3 protein-coding genes are annotated in these 19871 nt (G+C 53.6%); 2 read left to right on the top strand and 1 reads right to left on the bottom strand.

Annotated elements, in window-relative coordinates:
* Positions 1–16791, bottom strand: a complete 16791-nt coding sequence (locus JF44_RS0102990) for a non-ribosomal peptide synthetase/type I polyketide synthase (protein ID WP_156111577.1) — start codon at positions 16789–16791, stop codon at positions 1–3.
* Between the two features lie 1398 nt (positions 16792–18189).
* On the opposite strand from JF44_RS0102990, the gene JF44_RS20265 reads away from it, so the two are divergent.
* Positions 18190–18579: a hypothetical protein gene (locus JF44_RS20265; protein WP_156111576.1), complete on the top strand. Its 390-nt coding sequence runs from the start codon at positions 18190–18192 to the stop codon at positions 18577–18579.
* A gap of 265 nt (positions 18580–18844) precedes the next feature.
* The gene (locus tag JF44_RS0102980) at positions 18845–19855 is read left to right on the top strand and encodes a serine hydrolase domain-containing protein (protein WP_238318357.1); all 1011 of its coding nucleotides are present in this window, start codon (positions 18845–18847) and stop codon (positions 19853–19855) included.
* The last annotated feature ends 16 nt before the right edge of the window (positions 19856–19871 follow it).

The raw sequence follows: 19871 nt of genomic DNA, 5'->3' as shown, positions 1-19871 counted from the left end.
TTAAGCATTCTTATTCGTATGGCTCTGCGCTGCTGCAGCAGCAAATCTTGTCAGGAATCCGAGCCATTTCTGCATCGTCTCATGATCAAACAGATCAGTATCATATTCCAATGTGAAGCGTGCTTTTCCATCTTCTTCTTGCAGGAAAAGGATCACATCATGTTTTGCCGTCGCGTTGTCGACAAACGCATCCATTTTGTCTGACAGCATACCGGGTTGATCTGGCGCTAGCATGGGCAAGCCTGGCTGCGTTGTTTCTTCACCACCAAGTGCACCAAACCGTTGATATTCAAACACGACATTCACAAGCGGCTGCCTATTGGTGTTGCGCTTTGGGGCGACGGCACGGACAAGCTCATCAAACGGATAATCTTGGCGATCCAGGGCTTCAGTCAGATTGACGTGAATGTGGTCAATCAGGGTATCAAGCTCCGTCTCGGCATCGAGCTGCACACGGATTGGCAATACATTAACGAAGAAGCCAATCAAGCCTTCGGTTTCGGTCTTCTCGCGGCTCGCAACACCCATGCCGATGACAAGATCTTCCTGACGCGTCAGTCGGTACAACATCGCGGAGAACAGCGCCATGCCAACCGAGGAAAGCGTCGCATTGTGCGCACGTGCAAGTGAATTCAATCCGGCCAGAACGTCATCATCAATCCCCATATGTACATGCGCGCCGCGGTAGGATTGAACATCAGGCTGTTTGTGGTCGAACGGCAGTGCAATCTGATCTGGCGCACCGGACAGTTTTTCCCGCCAGTAATTAGCCGCATCCGACCAATCCTGTTGGGACTGCCAATAGGCAAAGTCCTTATAGGTGATCGGAAGGGCCGGAAGGTCCGCAACCGGGTTGTTCAGCGCAGCCTGATAGAAAATACCAAGTTCTTGAACCAGAATGCGTGATGACCAGCCATCACCGACAATGTGATGTGTTGCGATGACAAGAAGCTGTTCATCATCCGCGACGTTTATAATTGATGCACGAATAAGCGGCGGCTGATCCAAATCGATCGGTGTGGCAGCCTCTTCGCGAGTAAGACGAAGGGCTTCGCGCACCGGATCGGGCTGCACTGCGATGTTGTGAACCGTAACATCCGGGGCCGAGGCCGTGGTGATACGTTGGTAAATGCCATCATCGCCTTGTTCAAAAGCGGTACGCAGTGGTTCGTGCCGTTCCACCAAACTTGTCAGTGCGGTCCTTAGGGCATCTTGTTTCAGCGTCCCGTCACAGCGCAGGACATAGAGCATGCCATACGCACCACTGTCATGTGCCATTTCGGACAACAGATAAAGGCGCTTCTGCGCGTGACTTGCCGGATAAACGGCCATGTCGGGGGCAATAGGAATGCGTGCGTCTTGTTGGTTCGTTTCGTCGCCTTGGTTGCGATCAATCAGTCCCGCAAGTCCGGCGACGGTCGGATGGGCAAAGAAATCGGCCATGCTAATACGTGAACCGGTGCGATCAGCAATACGGTTGACGATCCGGATCGCAAGCAGGCTGTGGCCGCCAAGCTTCACGAAACTTGTCGCAGGATCAGTGATCTGCTTTTTGAAAACTTCGCTGAAGATCTCTGCGATCACACTGACAGTTTCTGAGCTATTCGCATTCAATATCGCGGGGCTCGACATCGCGCCAGCTTGCGTTTCGGGCTCATTGTGCCAGTGGCGCAGTTTGGAAAGCGGTGATCCAGACACAAAGTCGATATCCCGGATCAATCGGGTTTCGGAATTCACCATATGCTCAAGTGTCTCGGCAAAGGCGCGACAAAGATCGTTCATGGAATCGCGATCAAACATGTCGGCGTAATAATCGAGAGCCACGGTCATCTGTTCAGGAACATCTCGCACAAAGATCGAGATGTCGTTTTTGCAGTGATGGCGATGGACCTCAATGCCTTCTGAAGCAATCTTGACGATATCTTGCCCGACACCAGTGCTTTCAAAGTTCATATAGGAAACCGAAACTTCCGACAGCAGGGTGCGATCCGGTGCCGCGGGTGGTGCCAGGTCATGCAGCAACTGATCCAGGAAGTAGGCCCGGTGGCGCATCGCTTCGATATGATGTCGTTGCATGCGTGCAAGCAGGTCCGCCACATTCTCTGTGCCATCGAACTGCATGCGCATCGGCAACAGGGAAACCATCATGCCCAATGTATCGCGAAAGCCTGTCGCGTCACGCGCATCAACAGGAACACTGATGACCACGTCATTGGTCTTTGCCAAACGGCCAAGCAACGTAAACCAGGTTGCCATCACAAGGGTATACATCGTCACATGATTTGAAGAGGCAAACTTTCGTGCCTTGGCAAGCAGGTCCTGATCAATGACAAGCGATGTGATCGCGCCATTAAAGCTGTGATAAGCCGGGCGCGGACGATCCGATGGCAAATCCAGTTTGGGAAGACTTTCGGCATAGATCGACTGCCAATAGTTGCGTGCGGCGGCAATGCGTTTGGTGTTTTCTTCGTTTTGGCTCCACCACGCATAGTCGTTAAGTTGATACCCTAATGGTGGCAGCGCTTTGCCGCTGAAAACATACACCACCTCGCCAAGGATGCGCTCAGTTGTGAAGCCATCAGCGAGAACATGGTGAATATCAAAGAACAGTGCATTTTTTCCAAATTGATCCTGCAGCAGCATCCAGCGCACCGGAACACCATCATCAAGATCAAACGGGCGTATCTGTGCAACACAGGCTTCACTAAGCGATCCTTCAACCCTGCGAACATCAAGATCAAGGCTGGCCAGGGCGTCCTCGGGCGCGATGATCCCCATATGCCAGCTTTCTTCAGACGCATTATGGATAATGCGCGTGCGCAGGACGTTCTCGCGTTTGGTGACCTCGCGGATTGCCTCTTTCAGGCGGTTCAGGTCAACTGACGGGTCGATGACAAAGGCATGCGGCAGGTTAAACGCTGTGCCCATATTGCCCTTCTGCGAAGCGTTCAGGACGGACAGTTGCTCTAGCGAAATCGGATAACGATCAAGTTTCGGCGCCTTGCGCGGATCAATCGTGGTTGGTTCAACATTGACGCCCGTTTTGGGCGTCAATGTTGTGGGTGCTTCATTCATGCCACCTGAAACGTCGGGGGGTGTTGCTTCAGATGTGTCCAGCAGCTTTGCGGCCAGTTTGCTAATCGTAGATTGCTCAAACAGATCCGTCAGGCTGACATCAAGTCGGAGATCCTTGGCGATGCGATCGACGATCTGCATGCCCGTGATGGAATCTCCACCCAGTGCAAAGAAGTCCTCATCCGGGTCAATCGTGTCATAGCCGAGTGCGTCGGCCCAAATCGCGATGATCGCGGCATATGGTGCTTTGTCGCCTTGCGAATTTGTCGCCGTAGGTTCCATCGCAGGTGCGGGCTGAGGCTTTACAAAACCTGTCTCAGGCATACCAGCGAGTTCTGCAATGGCAGCCGTTGTTGGCGCAGAAAACAGATCAGAGATGCTCAGTTCCGTGCCAAGCGTGTTGTTCATACGATCGACAATTTGCATGCCGGTGATGGAATCCCCACCCAGAGCAAAGAAGTCGTCGTTGGCATCCACACTGTCATAACCAAGTGCCTCGGCCCATATCGCAGCGATCTGTTGTCGGGCACTGAGGGTAACGCTTTGGGGAGCTCCTTTAGCTACTTTCCGAGTGGCAGCTGATTGAGTCGCGTTACGTGTTTGGACCAATGACGGGTCAACGACGGTCAATTGGGCGGACGTCAAACGGATGGCGTCGCGCCAGATCGTTTTAGCATCTTTCGGGGAAATCCAGGCACCGTCTTCCAAAAGCACATTATGACGTGCCGCCATGCCCTGTTCGCTGAGCGCACACCAGTCAATCGTCAGGGCGGCTTTCCCATCTGCCTTGCGCTGATGTGCCAATCCATCAAGGAAAGCATTGGCCGCGCAATAGGCTGTCTGCCCCGGCGCGCCGCTGATTGCCGTCAGACTGCCAAACATGACAAATGCCGCAATGGCATCATCGCGTGTCAGACGGTCTAGGTTAAGCGCACCAACCATTTTGGCCGCAAGGATATTGTCAAACTTTGCCATATCCCGGCGGACAAGGAATTCACCATCGGCAATACCGGCAGCATGGACAACGGCACGGATCGGACCATGGTTTGTGCGAACGGTCTCAAGCGCTTTGCCAAGTGAAACCGCGTCGGCAACGTCACAAGCATGAACGGAAATCGAGAGGCCCTGATTGCGCAGGTCCGTCAGTTTGGCTTTGGTAGGATCATCGAGGGAATCTTCGTCGCGACGGCCAAGCAGAGCCAGCCTGACCTTGCCGTTATTGGCAAATTCTTCAAGCAGCGCGATCGAGAAGCCACCTGTACCACCGGTAACGACGCAAACACCACTCGTTGGCCAACTAGTCTCTTCCTTTTTCCGATCACTCGTTGCCAATGTCAGATCACGCACATAGCGCTGCCCGTTTCGGTAAAGGACGATGGGGTCAGTGGCAGGCGGGATTGCAAGTTCTTTACCAAGCTGGTCCAACAACGCATTGCCCGGAATGTCGAGGTAGCTCAGTTGCAGCTGCGGTTCTTCCCTTGCTGCCGCAAGTGCCACACCTGCTACTGCGGATTGCCCCGGATTGATGGCAATCAGATCATCGGCAATCCCATACGCACCACATCCAGCGACAATCAGGCGCAAGCGACCCTGCATGTTTTGTAATATCTTTCGCAGGGCGTTTGCTGTGCGATGCGCACTGTCTTCATTGGGGCTTAGCATCAGGACGGCATGGGAAACGCCGCTCAAACTATCCTTGGTGATCTGATCTACGCGGATGGTCCGATAGCCGGTTTGGCAAGACGGATCGTCTGCGTCGGTGATGAACAGGAAGTCTTCCTGAATGTTGGCAGTTGATACAGGCGATATGCGCCAGACTGTTTCAAGAATCTGCGGGCGAAGCTGTTCTGCTCTTTCGCCACTTTTTGCGAAGTTAAGACCACTGGCCAGCATTACAAGCTGTTCTGTCTTGACGTCGTAAAGCGCGACCTCTCCGTACCCGTTTTTATACTGCTCGAAGCAGGCATAGACTTCGTTGCTCTGAACGCCATAAACGGTGACCTGATCAACACCAACGGGCACATATCCACTATCAAGCGTCATCAACGGAATGCTGCATGCGACATCGGCAAGGGCCGGATGAACCAACCAGTCCGCCAAATCACCCCGATATTCGGGTTTGAGCCGCAGGTGCTTGATCGCCGCGTCCTGACGTTTGCTAATATGGAGCGACTGGTTACAGTCCCAGCGATCACTGATTTCGATCGATCCGTATTTCCCGCTGAAGTCATTGACGGGAACCTGCAGTCTTGCACGGGCCCGGATGTCCGCAAAGCCTGATTTTGGCGCTGTTGCCTGAGGATCCGACTGCCAAGTGGCCGTCGCAAAAACGCGCCACTTTCCGTTCTTAAGGCGTCCGCCAAGCTCGACGGAGCCGTCATCAGCAAAGCTCAGGCTCACATTGCCATCCGGTACCGCGTTTGCAACCAACGCCGTGTGCCAGACCAGATTGCTGATGTTGATTGGGGCAGTGTCATCTGCACGCAGTTTCGTGGCCGCTTTGGCGATCAGGGCAGGGACCGCCATGCCGACCAGTGTCGGTTGGCCATTAAGCTTATGATCCTGTAACGGCCAGAAGCGCGGGTCATCAATCGCGACGCTAAAGACGTGCGCGCTCGGCGTTGAAACTGGCCCTTGAAGCATGTCGTTTGAAACGGCTTTGGCGCGCTTTTCAAAGGTTGGCTTGAAGCTTTTGCGCGTGAATGGTGCTGGCGGCAAGGAGAGGCGGCGGGCCTTGATGTTTGATGGCCAGTGCAGCGCACCACCTGCCAGATAATGTGCTGCCTGTTTATCTGCGTCTGCAGTCTTTGCCGTGACAACTTCGCAGACTGGCGCATCGTCATTTTCAGCCTGCATGCTCGGTGTGGTAATGCCGGTTGCGATATCAAGCAGCTGTTCAAGAAGGTCCGCCCGATGATCCGCAGCAAAAGCGATGCCATATTTTAACCGATCACGCCCGGTCGCCAGCGTAAAGGCAATGTCTTTGAGCGAAAGGCTAGCATCATTGCTGATTCGGTGATGCAGGTTGGTTGCATAGGTTCGGAGCGCTTCGGGACTTCCTGCCGAAAGGGCAAAGACCAAGGCTGCTTCCTTGTTTTGATCAGCTTCGTAATGTTTGCTCCGTTCCGGGGCTGCTTCGATCAGAATATGGGCGTTGATCCCGCTTAGCCCGAATGAGCTAACACCTGCACGGCGGGGCGTTCCCTGATCGGGAAGCTTGGCCAGCTTGTTTGTCACCACAACTGGTGCATGGTCGAAATTGATCTTGGGGTTCGGGGCTTCGAAGTGAGGTTGCGGCGGTGCCTGATCATGGCGCAGCACCATGATTGCACGCGCCAGACCAAGTGCCCCTGCTGTGCCGTCCAGATGACCGTAATTGCCTTTTCCCGATCCGATGAAGGCACGGTTTTGGGCCGGTTTGCGATCCTTGAATGCCCGGGTCAGTCCGTCAATCTCAATCGGATCGCCAAGTGATGTTCCGGTGCCATGTGCCTCGAAATAGGAAACCGTCGAAAGTTCGATATCGGCGGCACGCGCGGCATCACGAATGACTTCTGCCTGCATCAGCGGGTTGGGGGCTGCGGCCCCGCTTGATGCACCATCCTGATTAACCGCGCTGCCACGGATGATGGCGTGGATGGTATCGCCATCCTGCAACGCGTTGCTAAGCGGTTTGAGGACAAATACAACGCTGCCTTCGCCTACGCCCGTGCCATCGGCATGGGCGTCAAACGCACGGGTGCGGGCAGTTGACGAATCAATCGTAAAGGAACTGTCTGCATCCGGCGGGCAGGGCAGAATTTTCGCCCCACCGGCGATAGCCACCGTGCAACTGCCATCGCGCAATTGCTGACAGGCTTGATGAACAGCGACGAGTGTAGAAGAGCATGCGGTATCAACAATATTGGCCGGGCCATGCCAGTCTTTCAGGAATGACAGCCGGGTGACGATGTTTGATGGAACGTTTAGCGCGAAGGCTTGTTCGGCCTTGCTCGGTGAAATCTGATCCATCGCCATGCGCCAGATCGGACTGGTGCCACCACCGGCAAAGACGCCAACTTTCTGGCTACGCAATGCATTGCCACCATAACCGGAATCCTCAACCGCCATCAGTGTTGTTTCAATGAACAATCGTTGTTCCGGGTCCAGTAATCCGGCGTCAATCGGCGAAAGGCGGAAACGCTGCGCATCAAATTCAAACAAATGATCAAGATAGGCGATCTCGCGGAACTTGTTCGGAACCGGTCTGCCGATCGCGCCCAGGATTTCGCGTGTATCTGCTTCGCGCGCCTCTGGCAGGGCACGCACAAGGTCGCGACCCGCGGCAATGTCATCCCAGAACCCGTCAATGGTGTCAGCGCCAGCAACCTGAACGGCCATGCCAATCACGGCAATTGGTTCATTATTGGCAAGAATAGGGGCGTCTGACGCCAGTGTGCCCAAGTTTGACGGCGACGTGGCATCTTCGGAAATCAATTCTGCCTGCTTGGCAATCGTCGGATTGGCAAATAAATCAGCAATTCCGACACGGCCGGGCCAATTGGCTTCGAATTTTTCAAACAACCGCAGCAGCAACAGCGAATTGCCACCAATATCAAAGAACCCGTCATCACGTATTGGCGTGACCTCGGGTAAAATTTCTGCCCAAAGCTTCGCGACTTTAGCTTCAAGTGACTTGCTGTTTTCAGTCCCGGTCGCTGTCGCGGATGCCGTCGATGGTGCCTTAGCACCCGCACTTGTCGAACGTGCGCGGATTGGCGTGCCTTTGAGCGCCTTGCGATCAACCTTGCCACTACTTGTCATCGGCAAGTGATCAATGGCAAAGAACCGGGCAGGGATCATGTATTGCGGCAGGCGACTGCGCAGATGATCGCGCAGTGAAATCGCATCAATGTTACCGGATGGTAAAATGAAAGCATGAAGCTCATTCAGCCCAGCAACCGACGCGACAATCACCGGCGCACGTTCCACTTTCGGATGGCTTTCCAGTGCGACTTCAACCTCGCCAATCTCGATCCGGAAGCCACGAATTTTGACCTGATGATCAATACGGCCAAGATATTCGACCGTTCCATCCCGTCGCCAGCGACCAAGATCACCCGTGCGATACAGACGATCACCGCGATCACTTGGATCAGCCGGGAACTTCTCGGCACTCAGTTCGGCCCTGTTGCGATACCCAAGCGCGATTTGCGGTCCGCCCAAAATGATCTCGCCCACGACACCAATCGGCAGCGGTTTGAAATCACTGCTCAGGATCTGCACCGTGGTATTGGCAATGGGTTTGCCGATCGGTACAACGTCACCCGTGGTTTGAGGCGAACACGCTTGCCAGGTGACATCAACTGTGGCTTCGGTCGGGCCATACAGGTTGTGAAGTTCCGTACCGAAACGCTCAAACAAAAGCGCATTGAAACGGCGAACAACGGAAGCATCCAATGCTTCGCCGCTGGCAAAGACGCGCCGCAGGGATGCCAGCTTGTTCAAATCGACCATACCGCTTTCAACCGCAGTCAAAAAGGCTGAGAGCATCGATGGTACGAAATGCATGGTCGTGACGCGGTTGTCATGGATAGCATCGGCAATCTGAGCCGGGTCACGTTCTGCGCCCGGTGGGGGCAGGACAACCTTTGATCCGGTCCATGACCACCAGAACAGCTCCCAAACCGACACATCGAACGTGATCGGCGTTTTCTGCAAGATCACGTCACCCGTACCCAGCGGGAATTCATCTTGCATCCACAAAATACGGTTCAAAACGCCGCGATGGGCGATCTCGACCCCTTTGGGACGGCCGGTGGAGCCCGACGTAAACAGAACATAAGCCAGATCATTCGGGCCGTTTGAAAGTGCAGGGATGTCGGCATCTTCCGACCCGTCAACCAGGATGGTGCGGTCCGCATCAAACAGGTGGGCCAGATCTGATGTCGTGATCACCCAACCGTCGCCCAGGTCATCAAGCATATCCTTGCGGCGCTGTTCGGGATGATCGGGATCAAGCGGGCTATAGGCCGCACCGGACAGAAGGATACCATGAATGGCGGCCAGCATATTGACCGACCGGCGAATGGCTACACCGACAACATCGCCGGGCTTAATCGACTTGTCTTTCAGAAGTTTGGCAATACCTGCAGCACGACGGGCGAACTGATGATAGCTCAGCGCTTCCACATCATCCTGAACCGCAACCCGTTCGGGGATTGCTGCAACCTGATCCAAGAACGGTTCGGAGATGCTGCGATCAATCGGAAGGTCTGTTTGTGTAGCGTTAAAGGACCCAATCTGCGCGCGTTCCCGTTCGGGCAGAATGGTAAGTTCGCGAAGCGGTACGTCCACGCTGTCGCCCAGTGCTGATTGGCATAAGGTTTCAAGTCGCTCGATCAAGGATGTGATGGTCGGGCGCTCGAACAACCCGGTATCAAATTCGACCGATCCACACAGCGCACTGTCATCGCGCCAGAAATAGAAACCAAGATCGAACTTGGAGAACGGGAATTCAATCTCCCGAACGGTTGCGTTGGCATCGCCAAGCTTCGCGCCACCCGGAAGGTTATCTTGCCAGGCTACCAGAACATCGAACAACGGATTGCGTGACAGATCGCGCGGCGCCTTCACCGCGTTGACCACATCCTCAAACGGGATGGCATGATCCGAAACCGCATCCAGAATGACCTTTTGCGTTTGCGCCAGATGGCTTTCAAATCGTGCATCGGGATCAAGTTTCTGACGGATCAAAACCGTGTTCACAAAGAACCCGACAAGACGATCAAGCGATGAATGTTCACGCCCTGCCACCAGCATGCCCATCGCAACATCGCTTTGACCGCAATGCCGATAGAGCAAGACCTGCAAAAGTGCAGTCAGGGTGTTAAAGGCGGTTACGCCAAATCTCTGTGCGGTTTGCTCGATCAGTCGGGTTGTTGCAGCACCCAATTCGAACTCATAGAAGTCACCGGCAAATTTACGTTCGACCGGGCGCGGGAAATCACTCGGCAGATTAAGCGGCTCAGGCAATTGTGCCAGACGTTCTTTCCACCGTCCAAGGGCTTCTTGACCCTCAGGACCGTTCAAATAGTCACGCTGCCAGGAAACGAAATCTTCGTAATGACGTTCGATTTTGGGAAGTTTCGCTGCCGTGCCGGCAAGCTCTGCGTGATAAAGTTCTGTCAGCTCTGAAAGCAGGATCGGCATCGACCAGCCATCGCAAATCGCATGATGCAGTGTAATCATCAGGCAATGGCGATCATCGGCCACCGTAATCAGCTGCGCGCGCACCATGGATGCATCGTTCAGATCAAATGGACGGACTGCTTCTGTGGCTATAAAGGTGTCGGCTGCTGCCGCATCCATGTGATGGTGGATCATTTCAAGCGATCCAACCGGTGCCAGATACTGGCTGACCCCATCGGGATGATCGGGATCGGATTTAAACCGCAAGCGCAAGGCATGCTGACGTTCTTCAAGCTTATGAAGTGCGCGTTGCAGGGCAGCGGCATCGACGGGGCCCGCAATATCAAGCGTGACCGGAACCGAATAAACCGCAAGCTCCGGCTCCATACGCTGCAGAACCCACAAACGTGCCTGACCACTGGACAGCGCAAATTTTGTGTCCGTCTTGCTTGCCAGAGCGGTCTGCTTTGGCTGGGTTTGATGCTTGGCAGCCAAAAGGGCCATATTGGCAGGCGTACGTGCCGCAAAGATTTCCTGAAGCTTCGGGCGGTAGCCGGTTTCTTCCTCAATCATGCCAGCCAGTCGCATGGCAATCAGGCTATGTCCGCCAAGGGCAAAGAAATCGGTCGCAGCTGTAATTGCCTTGTTCGGGAACAGGACCCCAAATTGTTTGATGACAAACGCCTCAAGCGCGTTATCGCTTTCAGGTGAAGCCGCGTTTACCTGTTCTTCTTCGGCAAGGATAGCCTGAAGCTTTTTGCGATCCACTTTGCCATTGGCATTAACGGGCAAGTGTTCCAGCACGACAAAACGTTCAGGCACCATATAGTCGGGGAAGTCGCGCGCCAAAACCGATACCCAAGCATCCCGTACATCATGATCAGAAGCAATCGCCGCGCCCAAAAAGGCATCCGCCCCCTGACCAATCGGCATGACGCAAACATTGCGGATGTCATCAAGGGCAAGCAGTTTTTCTTCAATCGCATTCAGCTCAATACGGTGGCCACGAATTTTGACCTGACCATCACCACGCCCGCCAAACTCAATGTTGCCATCCGCACGCCAGCGCACCCGGTCACCGGTCTTATAAAGCCGTTCTTCATCAATACCCGGGATCTGAACGAAGGCCTTTTTGGTGCGTTCCGGCGCACCCGTATAGCCAAGGGCCAGCCCATCACCTGCGGCATACAACTCACCCCAGACATCGGTCGGAACCAAATGACCGGCATCATCCAAAACATAGACCCGAGTATTGCCAATCGGCCTGCCAATCGGGATCAACCCGGTTTCCAGATCATGTTCAGTAATCAGGTGAGTGCAGGTGAATGTGGTGTTTTCAGTCGGGCCATACCCGTTGATCAGTGCAACATCCGGACAGGCCGCACGAACCTTGCGCAGATGAACCGGGCTGAGCGCTTCACCGCCACTCATCAAACGTCTTAGCGGTTTGAAAGCTTCGGGGGCAACATCAGCAATCAGGTTGAACAGGCTTGCTGTCATCCACATTGTCGTAACGCCTGCATCACGCAATTTGTCGCCAAGCGCTGACAGATCAAACAGGGCGTCGTTCTCAAGTACAAACAACCGCCCACCGTTTAGAAGTGCCGCCCAGATTTCCAGTGTCGCCGCGTCAAAGCCAAGCGATGCGGCCTGTGCAATCACATCATGTTCGTCGAACGGAAGTGTTTTGTTGTTCACAACAAGACGGACAATGCCCCGGTTGGGCACCAGAACACCCTTGGGTTTGCCGGTCGATCCGGATGTGAACATGACATAGGCAAGGTCATCACCACGACGTTCGTCCGGGGCTTTGAACTCGACACCCGATTTCAAATCTCCCTTGGGCAATGGCGCGACTTTGAAGCGATCCGATAGCTGTGCCAGACGGTCCTTTTCCGCTGCATCAAACAGCAGTGTCGTTGCCCCGCATTCTTCCATCAGCTCTGCGATGGCATTAGCAGGTAGCGACTTGTCAATTGGCAAGTAAACCGCGCCATGCCAGACAATACCAAGCATCGCCAGAATGGCATCAAGATTACGTTCAGACGCAAAGGCGACCGTATCACCGGATTTGACACCAATCTGAGCAAGCTTGCCGGAAACATCGGACAATAGAATGCCAAGCTCTGCATAGGTAATCCGGCTCTTACCGTCGTCAATTGCTGTTTTGTCGGCCTGTCGATCATCGGAGATCTGCTTGGCAAGCAAACTGCCAAGTCCCTCATCGCGTGGGTATTCAGATGCGGTATCGTTGAATTCGTTGATCAGTCGGTTGCGCTCGCCTGCGGGCAAGAAATCAACAGCGCTTAGCGGTTTGTCCGGGTTTTCCGCCAGCGATGTGATAAGTGAAAGCAAACTATGGGCAAAGCGTTCTGCCCAGCTTTCGCTGTAAAGGGATGTGAAATGCTCAATCGACAGGAACGTACCCGCGCCAAACTTGGCAAGCGTTGCCATCAACGGGAACTTGCCGCCGCCAAAGTCGACATCATCGATTTCATACAGATCGGGATTGATCTCGATCGTACTCACGATATCGAACGGAAGGTCCACATGTCGCTGTTCAATGACTGAAAGATCCTTAATGATCCGTAGCAGCGGGTAATCCTGAACATCCATGATCGACAGCATTTCGCGACTGATTTGCTGTGCAAGTGCGCCAATCCCGGCTGACATATCTGGTTTGATCGCAATGGGCAGAACATTGGCAAAACACCCAATTGCCTCGCGTGTTTCTGGCGCGACACGTCCGGAAAACGGCTGCCCAATGACGGCGGCATTACCGGTTTTGTAATGTGCTACCGTCGCCAATACCAACGCATTCCAAAGCGCGGTTGGTGTTGCCGTTCCCAGATGGGTTCTGACAGTCTCGAGCGCGTTTACCTGGGCTTCGTCAAGTTGAACAAAGCACCGTTTTACCGTGTTGCTGGCTCTGGTCTCGGCATTTTTGGGCAGCGAAGGACCCAACAAAAGCTCACTACGTTCTTTCCAGAACGCAGCACCAAGCGCCCCGCGTTGACCTTCAAGCGCCTCAAGAGAAAGCTTCGCGATTTCCCTTGAATTCTGCTTGGGGAATTCTGACCCATCGTTTCCAAGTGCTGAAATAACCGCTTTCTCAAGAAGCGGCAGGGATTGGCCATCAAAACAGATATGGTCAATCGCAATGACGACGATCGGTGGCGAAACACTCGTCTGCGCCAAGTAACCAACGCGCAGAAGCGGTCCGTTTTTAAGGTCAAAAAGCCCATGACGAATGTCTTCAAGATGCTCGACGACATTGATTGGGACCGACATGCTTTCATGCACGCGCTGAAGCAGTTCACCATTTCGCTCAACGAAGGTTGAACGGAATGAATCATAAGACGCGACGACTTTTTCGAACGCGGTTTTCAGGGCGTCGAACGATGTGTCAAAAGGCAGACGGAAACTGACAACGATGTGATAGCTGTCATCCGATGGAAGATCACGACGCGCGAGCCACTGACCGGCGACCGCAGGATGCGGCTGGAATGAGGTAATAACCGCGCCGCGTTCGTCTTCTACTTGTGCCCACGGATAGGTTGGGTCCGCAGAACCATCGCCAAACTCAATTCCAACCCCATGTAGCCATAAGTTCGCGAGCCCGATGGCCAGTGGGTTAGGGGATGCCTGTTGGTCCGCATCGGTAGCGCCCGCGTTAAGATCAGTGTGCAAGGCAATGCATTGGGTTGATGCAATACCATTGACGGTTGCCAAGCGGCTTGCGGTATTTCCAAAGCCGCATTCAACATACAGGGCGTCGGGATGGGATGTTTTGAGTTGATTGATGTTGTCGGCAAACCGAACGGTATTTCGGAGGTGGGAAACCCAGTAATCCGGGTTAGTTGCGTCTTCCGGGCGAAGGGCTGTGCCCGTCAGATTTGATTGTATTTCAATCGTTGGGGCGTGCAATTCGATCTGATCGAAAGCATTGCGGAAACGATCGAGGACCGGTTCCATCATTTTTGAATGAAATGCACGCGAGACAATGAGGCGGCGGCCTTTTTTGCCAGTCTCGGCGATATGTGCTTCAACCGCGTCAATAACAGACAAGCTTCCGGCCACAACAAATTGTCGGGGGCCATTCTTTGCTGCCAGGGATAAATCCGAACCAAACCTTGTCAGGATTTCGTCGACTTCGTCTTCTGTCATCGACAGCGCAAACATTGCGCCCGGCTCGGTCTGGCTCATCAATTTGCCGCGTATGACGACAAGTCGCAAGGCATCATCAAATTGCATGACACCTGCCAGACAGGCAGCGACATATTCGCCAATGCTATGCCCGAGCAGGGCTGTCGGCTTGATGCCAAGGCGCATCAGCCAGTTTGCCTTGGCATACTCGGTGATGAACAGGGCAGGCTGGGTGTAATCGGTCCGTATGAGTTTCTCAATACTGGCCGTGCTTTGATCAGCGTAAAGCAACAAGTCGCGCAAGTCAGAAGGGCCGCTGTGGCGCACAACAGATTTGCAGGCAGCGTCAATCAGTTGCGCCGATACGGGATCAGCATCGTAAGGTGCGCGAGCCATGCCAGGACGTTGAGCCCCCTGGCCAGGGAACAGCAGAACGATAGAATTTTGGGGTGCATCAACGCGCCCTATCAGATGACCATGATCATCCGGACGTCCAAGGGAATTGATGATGCTTTCGGTGGATACTCCGACAATGACAGAACGTTCGCAGCTTTCAGGCTGATGCGGCGTTGCTTGCCCCAGATCACCAAGGTTTTCCGGTGCCGCCCCTTGTTCAAGGCGGCGAAGTGCCGTGCTGAGATTTTTATCAAGCTCATCCCGGCTTCTGGCCGCGAATGGCAAGATAATTGTGCCATCCTTCCATTGCAGCGGGACTGTTGGTTTTGCAGCCGTTTTTGCCTTGGTACTATGTGTGACAAGACGGTCGATGGCCGCCTTCAGGCGTGTTTCATCCAAACGCGAGCTGGTCTTTATCAGATTGTTGGCAAAGCTTTGGGCTGTCGGGTATTCATGCATTTCCTCAAGCTTGATCACTCGGTCTGCCAGTTCAGCAAATATGCTTTGCGCCCGCGGCAGCAAAAGCGAATGCGCGCCAGCCACAATCAAATTCTCATCAATCTCGAGATCATCAATCTCAAGAATTCCAGCCCAGACATCCTTCACATAGGTGGCAAGCCGTGCGGCAAAGGTTTCATTGGAACCCTTGGGGCGAAGGGCTTCGACATGGACGGGATCAATGTCAATCTGATCAAGTAACACGCCAATTTTTTGGTCCGGGTTTGCCAAAACGATATCAAGAAGTCGCGAAAAAGCGGCCGTCAATGCCTGTGTCGTCTGGGCGTCAATGCGGTTGGCATCATATTGCCAGATCAGCTCGGACTTTTGTTCGGATGGCGAAATCGTTTCTGAGAAAAATGCCAGCCCGATATCGTCGGCAGGCCCGTGATAGACGTTGATTCTTCTGACAGAAAGGTCGTCAAAATGGATCGCGGTTGCTGCGTCCAGACTGTTAAAGGTGGCGCCGGTCGCTGTTAGGCTACGAAGGCCAAGTCCGGCATCACGCATGCGCACAGGGCTCATTCGGACATGGCGAATGTCGCCGCGTGATTGTTTAAAGATCTGATCGCTTAATTCCAGAATGCTTTTCTGTTCATCCAATTTGACCGTGTAGGGAATTATGCAGGAAAACGCACCCGGCGTTTCACGTTCTTCCCGCCCCAATCTGTTGAGGATGGGCAAGTTCCACATCGGCTCCCGCTCGCCTGTGACCTTGCCAAGGAATATGGCGAAAAGTCCCATAAGGATTGCGGTGGGCGTCGTGCCAGCATTGCGTGCCGTCACATTAAGGGCATCAAGGGTTTCTGTCGAAAGCGGGATCGTTACCTGCGCATCTTTTTGGGGCGCGTGGATCGGTAGTGTTGTCAAACTTGTTGGTGATCTATCAGGGGTCAGGCGTTCACGCCAATAAGCGACATCGCGTGCATATGTCGCAGTTTGCGGATAGGCGTTGTCCGTTTCAATGAACGTGCGATAGGATTTGAAAGGGCAGTCAGGGATGGCTTCATCACTCTTGAGCGCGTTGTAGATGGCCGCATTGCGTTCGGCCATGAGATGGCCGCCATACCCGTCGCACACAATGTGATGGTAGACCCGAGCCCACCAGTAACGGGTTTCACTAAGGCGCAAAACCTGATGGCGACAATTCTCGCCATTTTCCAGGTCGAAAACACGTTCACGAAACTGCGCGACCTTTTGGCGGGCAATGCGTTCTGGATCTACTTCGAACTGAAGATCAATTACCTCAAACTCAATGGGGCGGTTGGTGGGGGCGAAATGTTGCTGTAATTCGCCATTGCGGACTGCAAAGCACAGTCTAAGTGCGTCATTTTCGTGATCTGTCTGAACGATTGCCTGACGCAACTTTCCGACATTAAGCGCGCCCTTAAAATCAAAAACGTTGCAAATATTGTAGCGTGACGGATCATGCCCCCGGACCATATCCAGCCAGATGGCGGCCTGTGGTGATGTTAGGGGATAAAATATGCTGTCAGTCCCTGCCACGACATCTCTTTGTTCTTCTTGCAACGTCCGGTCCCTTCAAACGTTGTTAACCGCAACCAAGATGCTCAGCCAACCGTATAGTGTGCTGGTTTGGTTTTATGCGTTGAGTGTTTTGACCGATCCCTCAATCGACAGTTTCGACTATGCCTTTCTTTCTGCCTTGTTTTCAAGTGCGTTAGCGAAAATGTGCGTTAACTTTTGATGGTATTTTCCAAGGTTATCTGAGGGCTCCCTCGCAGTATGATCCCGCAATTGCGAAGCGAAGACCCGCTGTAGTTATTGTGGAATAAGACGTTAGATATGGTCAGGCCCGTATTGTTTTGAGCCCGATGTTCAAGTTTTTCTGTGTCTTGGAGGCAGTCATCTTGCCAGTACCGTTCAAAGCAGGATCACCGCTATGCCCAAAAAAAACTGTAGTTCGATGAACGGTACTATACCCTTATAAGTCTAGCCGATGGTACTGTTGGGTGGGGCAGCACTACGAAGGTAAAACAACGTCAAGGAATGGCGGTGTCAGGAGGTCGATTGCATCATTTTTGATATAATTAACTGGATTTTTCGACCAGACTCTCGAAGACCCTGGCGGGTAGGGCATTTATAGGGTGCCTGCAAGGACGCCGTTTTACATTCAGGCTCGTATAAAGGCGTTCAATTCGTTGACTAAGATGGTTAACGGACATTTCAGATTTCAGATCTTCAACTTGATTGTGAGCTGAAACCTTGTGGACAAATTCAAAAGCTGTGTTCCAGTTTTAGTCCACGACAAAGCGACAAAGTCGATCAATCGCTCCAAGCTTGCCTGAGAGGGATTCGAACTTACGAACGACTGGCCTGACAGAAGCGACACAGAGTATGTAAAAGGCGGGGCTGCCAGGATTGTGGCATAAAACTAAATCTGTCCCCCTTTTTTGGGCACCATAGTGTCAACCCGAAGTGGATGATCAAGAGGGTGAAGCTCTTGTTCCTTGAAACGCTGATCCCAAGCTCCACATATAGCGCACGGCTTATAAACCAGCCGTGTCTGGCGTCGATGTACGTAAATGCGGTTCCAGCACGCGATTGGCTGGTTTTCCTTGGACAGTATTCATGCGACGCATTTTACCCTGTGGACGTTTTTCAGGCCCGTAGCGGTTGCTGGCTTCATTCGTTCTTGTTGCTGCGATTTCTTTCGAAGCGCGGGCAGACACGATGCCAGATGACGCCCCCGTCTTGGTAGGGGCTTCAATTTCATTTTCCCCAAAATGGTTGATCCATGCGCAGAAAGATCAACGTGAGTTCATGGCCGCGCTTATGGGGCAAAACCGATCTGTCAAAATAGAAACAATTCCGCAGAATCGGCTGCATGAATTGATTGACGCGGAAAAGCTCGATTGCGTTTTGTCTTCAACACAAAGGCCCATGGAAAATACTTTCAAGGCGCAGCGTCGCATGATTTTTCAGGTCGAACTGTTTAAGTATAAAGGGATTGATCTCAACCGGCTGCCTGTCGTTAGGATTGGTTTGCTAGCCAATATGGCAAAGCCCGATGTGCCGTTTTCCGGTGAGGTGGATTGGTACCCATTGCGCAGTATTGATCAAGGGGTCAACCTTTTGGCCAATCGTCGACTGGATGTCATTGTTGCTGATGGTACGCGTGTTGCAATGACCGGAACCAATGTGGTCGTGTCGGCTGAACTTCCGGTGTTGAGATATTCCGAAATCGCCCTGATTTGCCGGGATATCCCGCCCTTGCGCGATTTTGTCCAGGCGTTTGACAGATCGGTCGCATTGGTCAAGCCGGGCACGTGATCGCGCAACGTTTCGGCTCGTTGATATTCCCAAACTCAAGTCAATCTGCTCGGAAAAATAAATCGGTCCCCTTTTTTCTTGATGCTCGATCTTGTCTGTTTGTGGTTTGCTGTCACATTCCTGACGAAATAACTCCTGATAAGGGAATTAAAGACAGAACGCGTTAACTTCCGGGTCGGTTGACTGGAAAACTGTGCGTTGCGGTCCGCGGTCACATGGACTGCGTATAGTTTTATATGACCCCGACCTTCAAGGACTGATGGATATGCCCGTCTTCAGATCCCTTCCAATGCTGACCCGCCGTGCCTTCTCAGGGGCCCTTCTGGGCGCGATGGCCACGCCCTTTGCGGGCAGGGCCTTTGCGCAAACGCCGTCCGATATCCGGTCGCGTGTTGCGGACATGTCGCAGTTGCATGCAATCCTGGTACAGCGCGGTGACGAGGTCATCGTCGCTGAAGCACCACGCGGGCCAGGTTTGGATCGGGTTGCGAACATCAAGTCCTGTTCGAAAAGCATCATCGGCCTTCTGACGGGTAATGCAATCGCGAAAGGGGCGATCCCCTCAATCAAAGCCACCATCGGTGAAATAGCGCCGTCTCTCATTCCAACGGATGCCACCCCCGGTGTGGAAGACCTCACCATCGAAGATCTGGTAACGCTCAGGGCCGGGCTTGAAAGCACATCAGGGCGCAATTACGGCGCATGGGTCACGTCCGAGAACTGGGTTTCCTTTGCACTGCGCCGCCCCATGGTAGCAACACCCGGCGGGCGTATGATCTATTCGACCGGCACCACGCATATCCTTGGTGCCGTGCTTACGGTAGCGACAGGAAAAAGCCTGCTTGAGCAGGCGCGCGCTGTTCTTGGTCAGCCGCTTGGCATTGAAATCCCGGCTTGGACACAGGATCCGCAAGGCTATTATTTCGGCGGGAACCAGATGGCGCTGACACCGCGCGGAATGTTGCGCATCGCGGCCCTCATGCGGGACCAGGGCCGGTTTGATGGCGATCAGATCATTCCGACCAACTGGATAGACCAGTCAACCCAGGCCCGCACCCGATCACCTTATTCCGGTCTTGATTATGGCTACGGTTGGTTCCTGAGCCGCAGCGGCTTCATTATCGCACGCGGCTATGGCGGCCAGATCATTGCGGCACATCCGGAAAAGGATCTGGCGGTGGCCATCACCTCAGACCCGACCTCTCCCGCACGGTCAGGGGGATATTTCGGGGATTTGATGGATCTGCTTGAGGGGGCGGTGCTTTCACTGGCCTGACAATAGCGACAAAGAG

This window comes from Thalassospira australica, assembly GCF_000763295.1.
Taxonomy (GTDB): Bacteria; Pseudomonadota; Alphaproteobacteria; order Rhodospirillales; family Thalassospiraceae; genus Thalassospira; species Thalassospira australica.
The sequence above is the reverse complement of the archived record's forward strand: the minus strand, read 5'-3'. Positions and strand labels throughout refer to the sequence as shown.

Bases quoted from the DNA above. Each gene is read 5' to 3' on its own strand.
- JF44_RS20265 (WP_156111576.1), top strand. From the start codon at position 18,190: ATGGAAAATACTTTCAAGGCGCAGCGTCGCATGATTTTTCAGGTCGAA.
- JF44_RS0102980 (WP_238318357.1), top strand. From the start codon at position 18,845: ATGCCCGTCTTCAGATCCCTTCCAATGCTGACCCGCCGTGCCTTCTCA.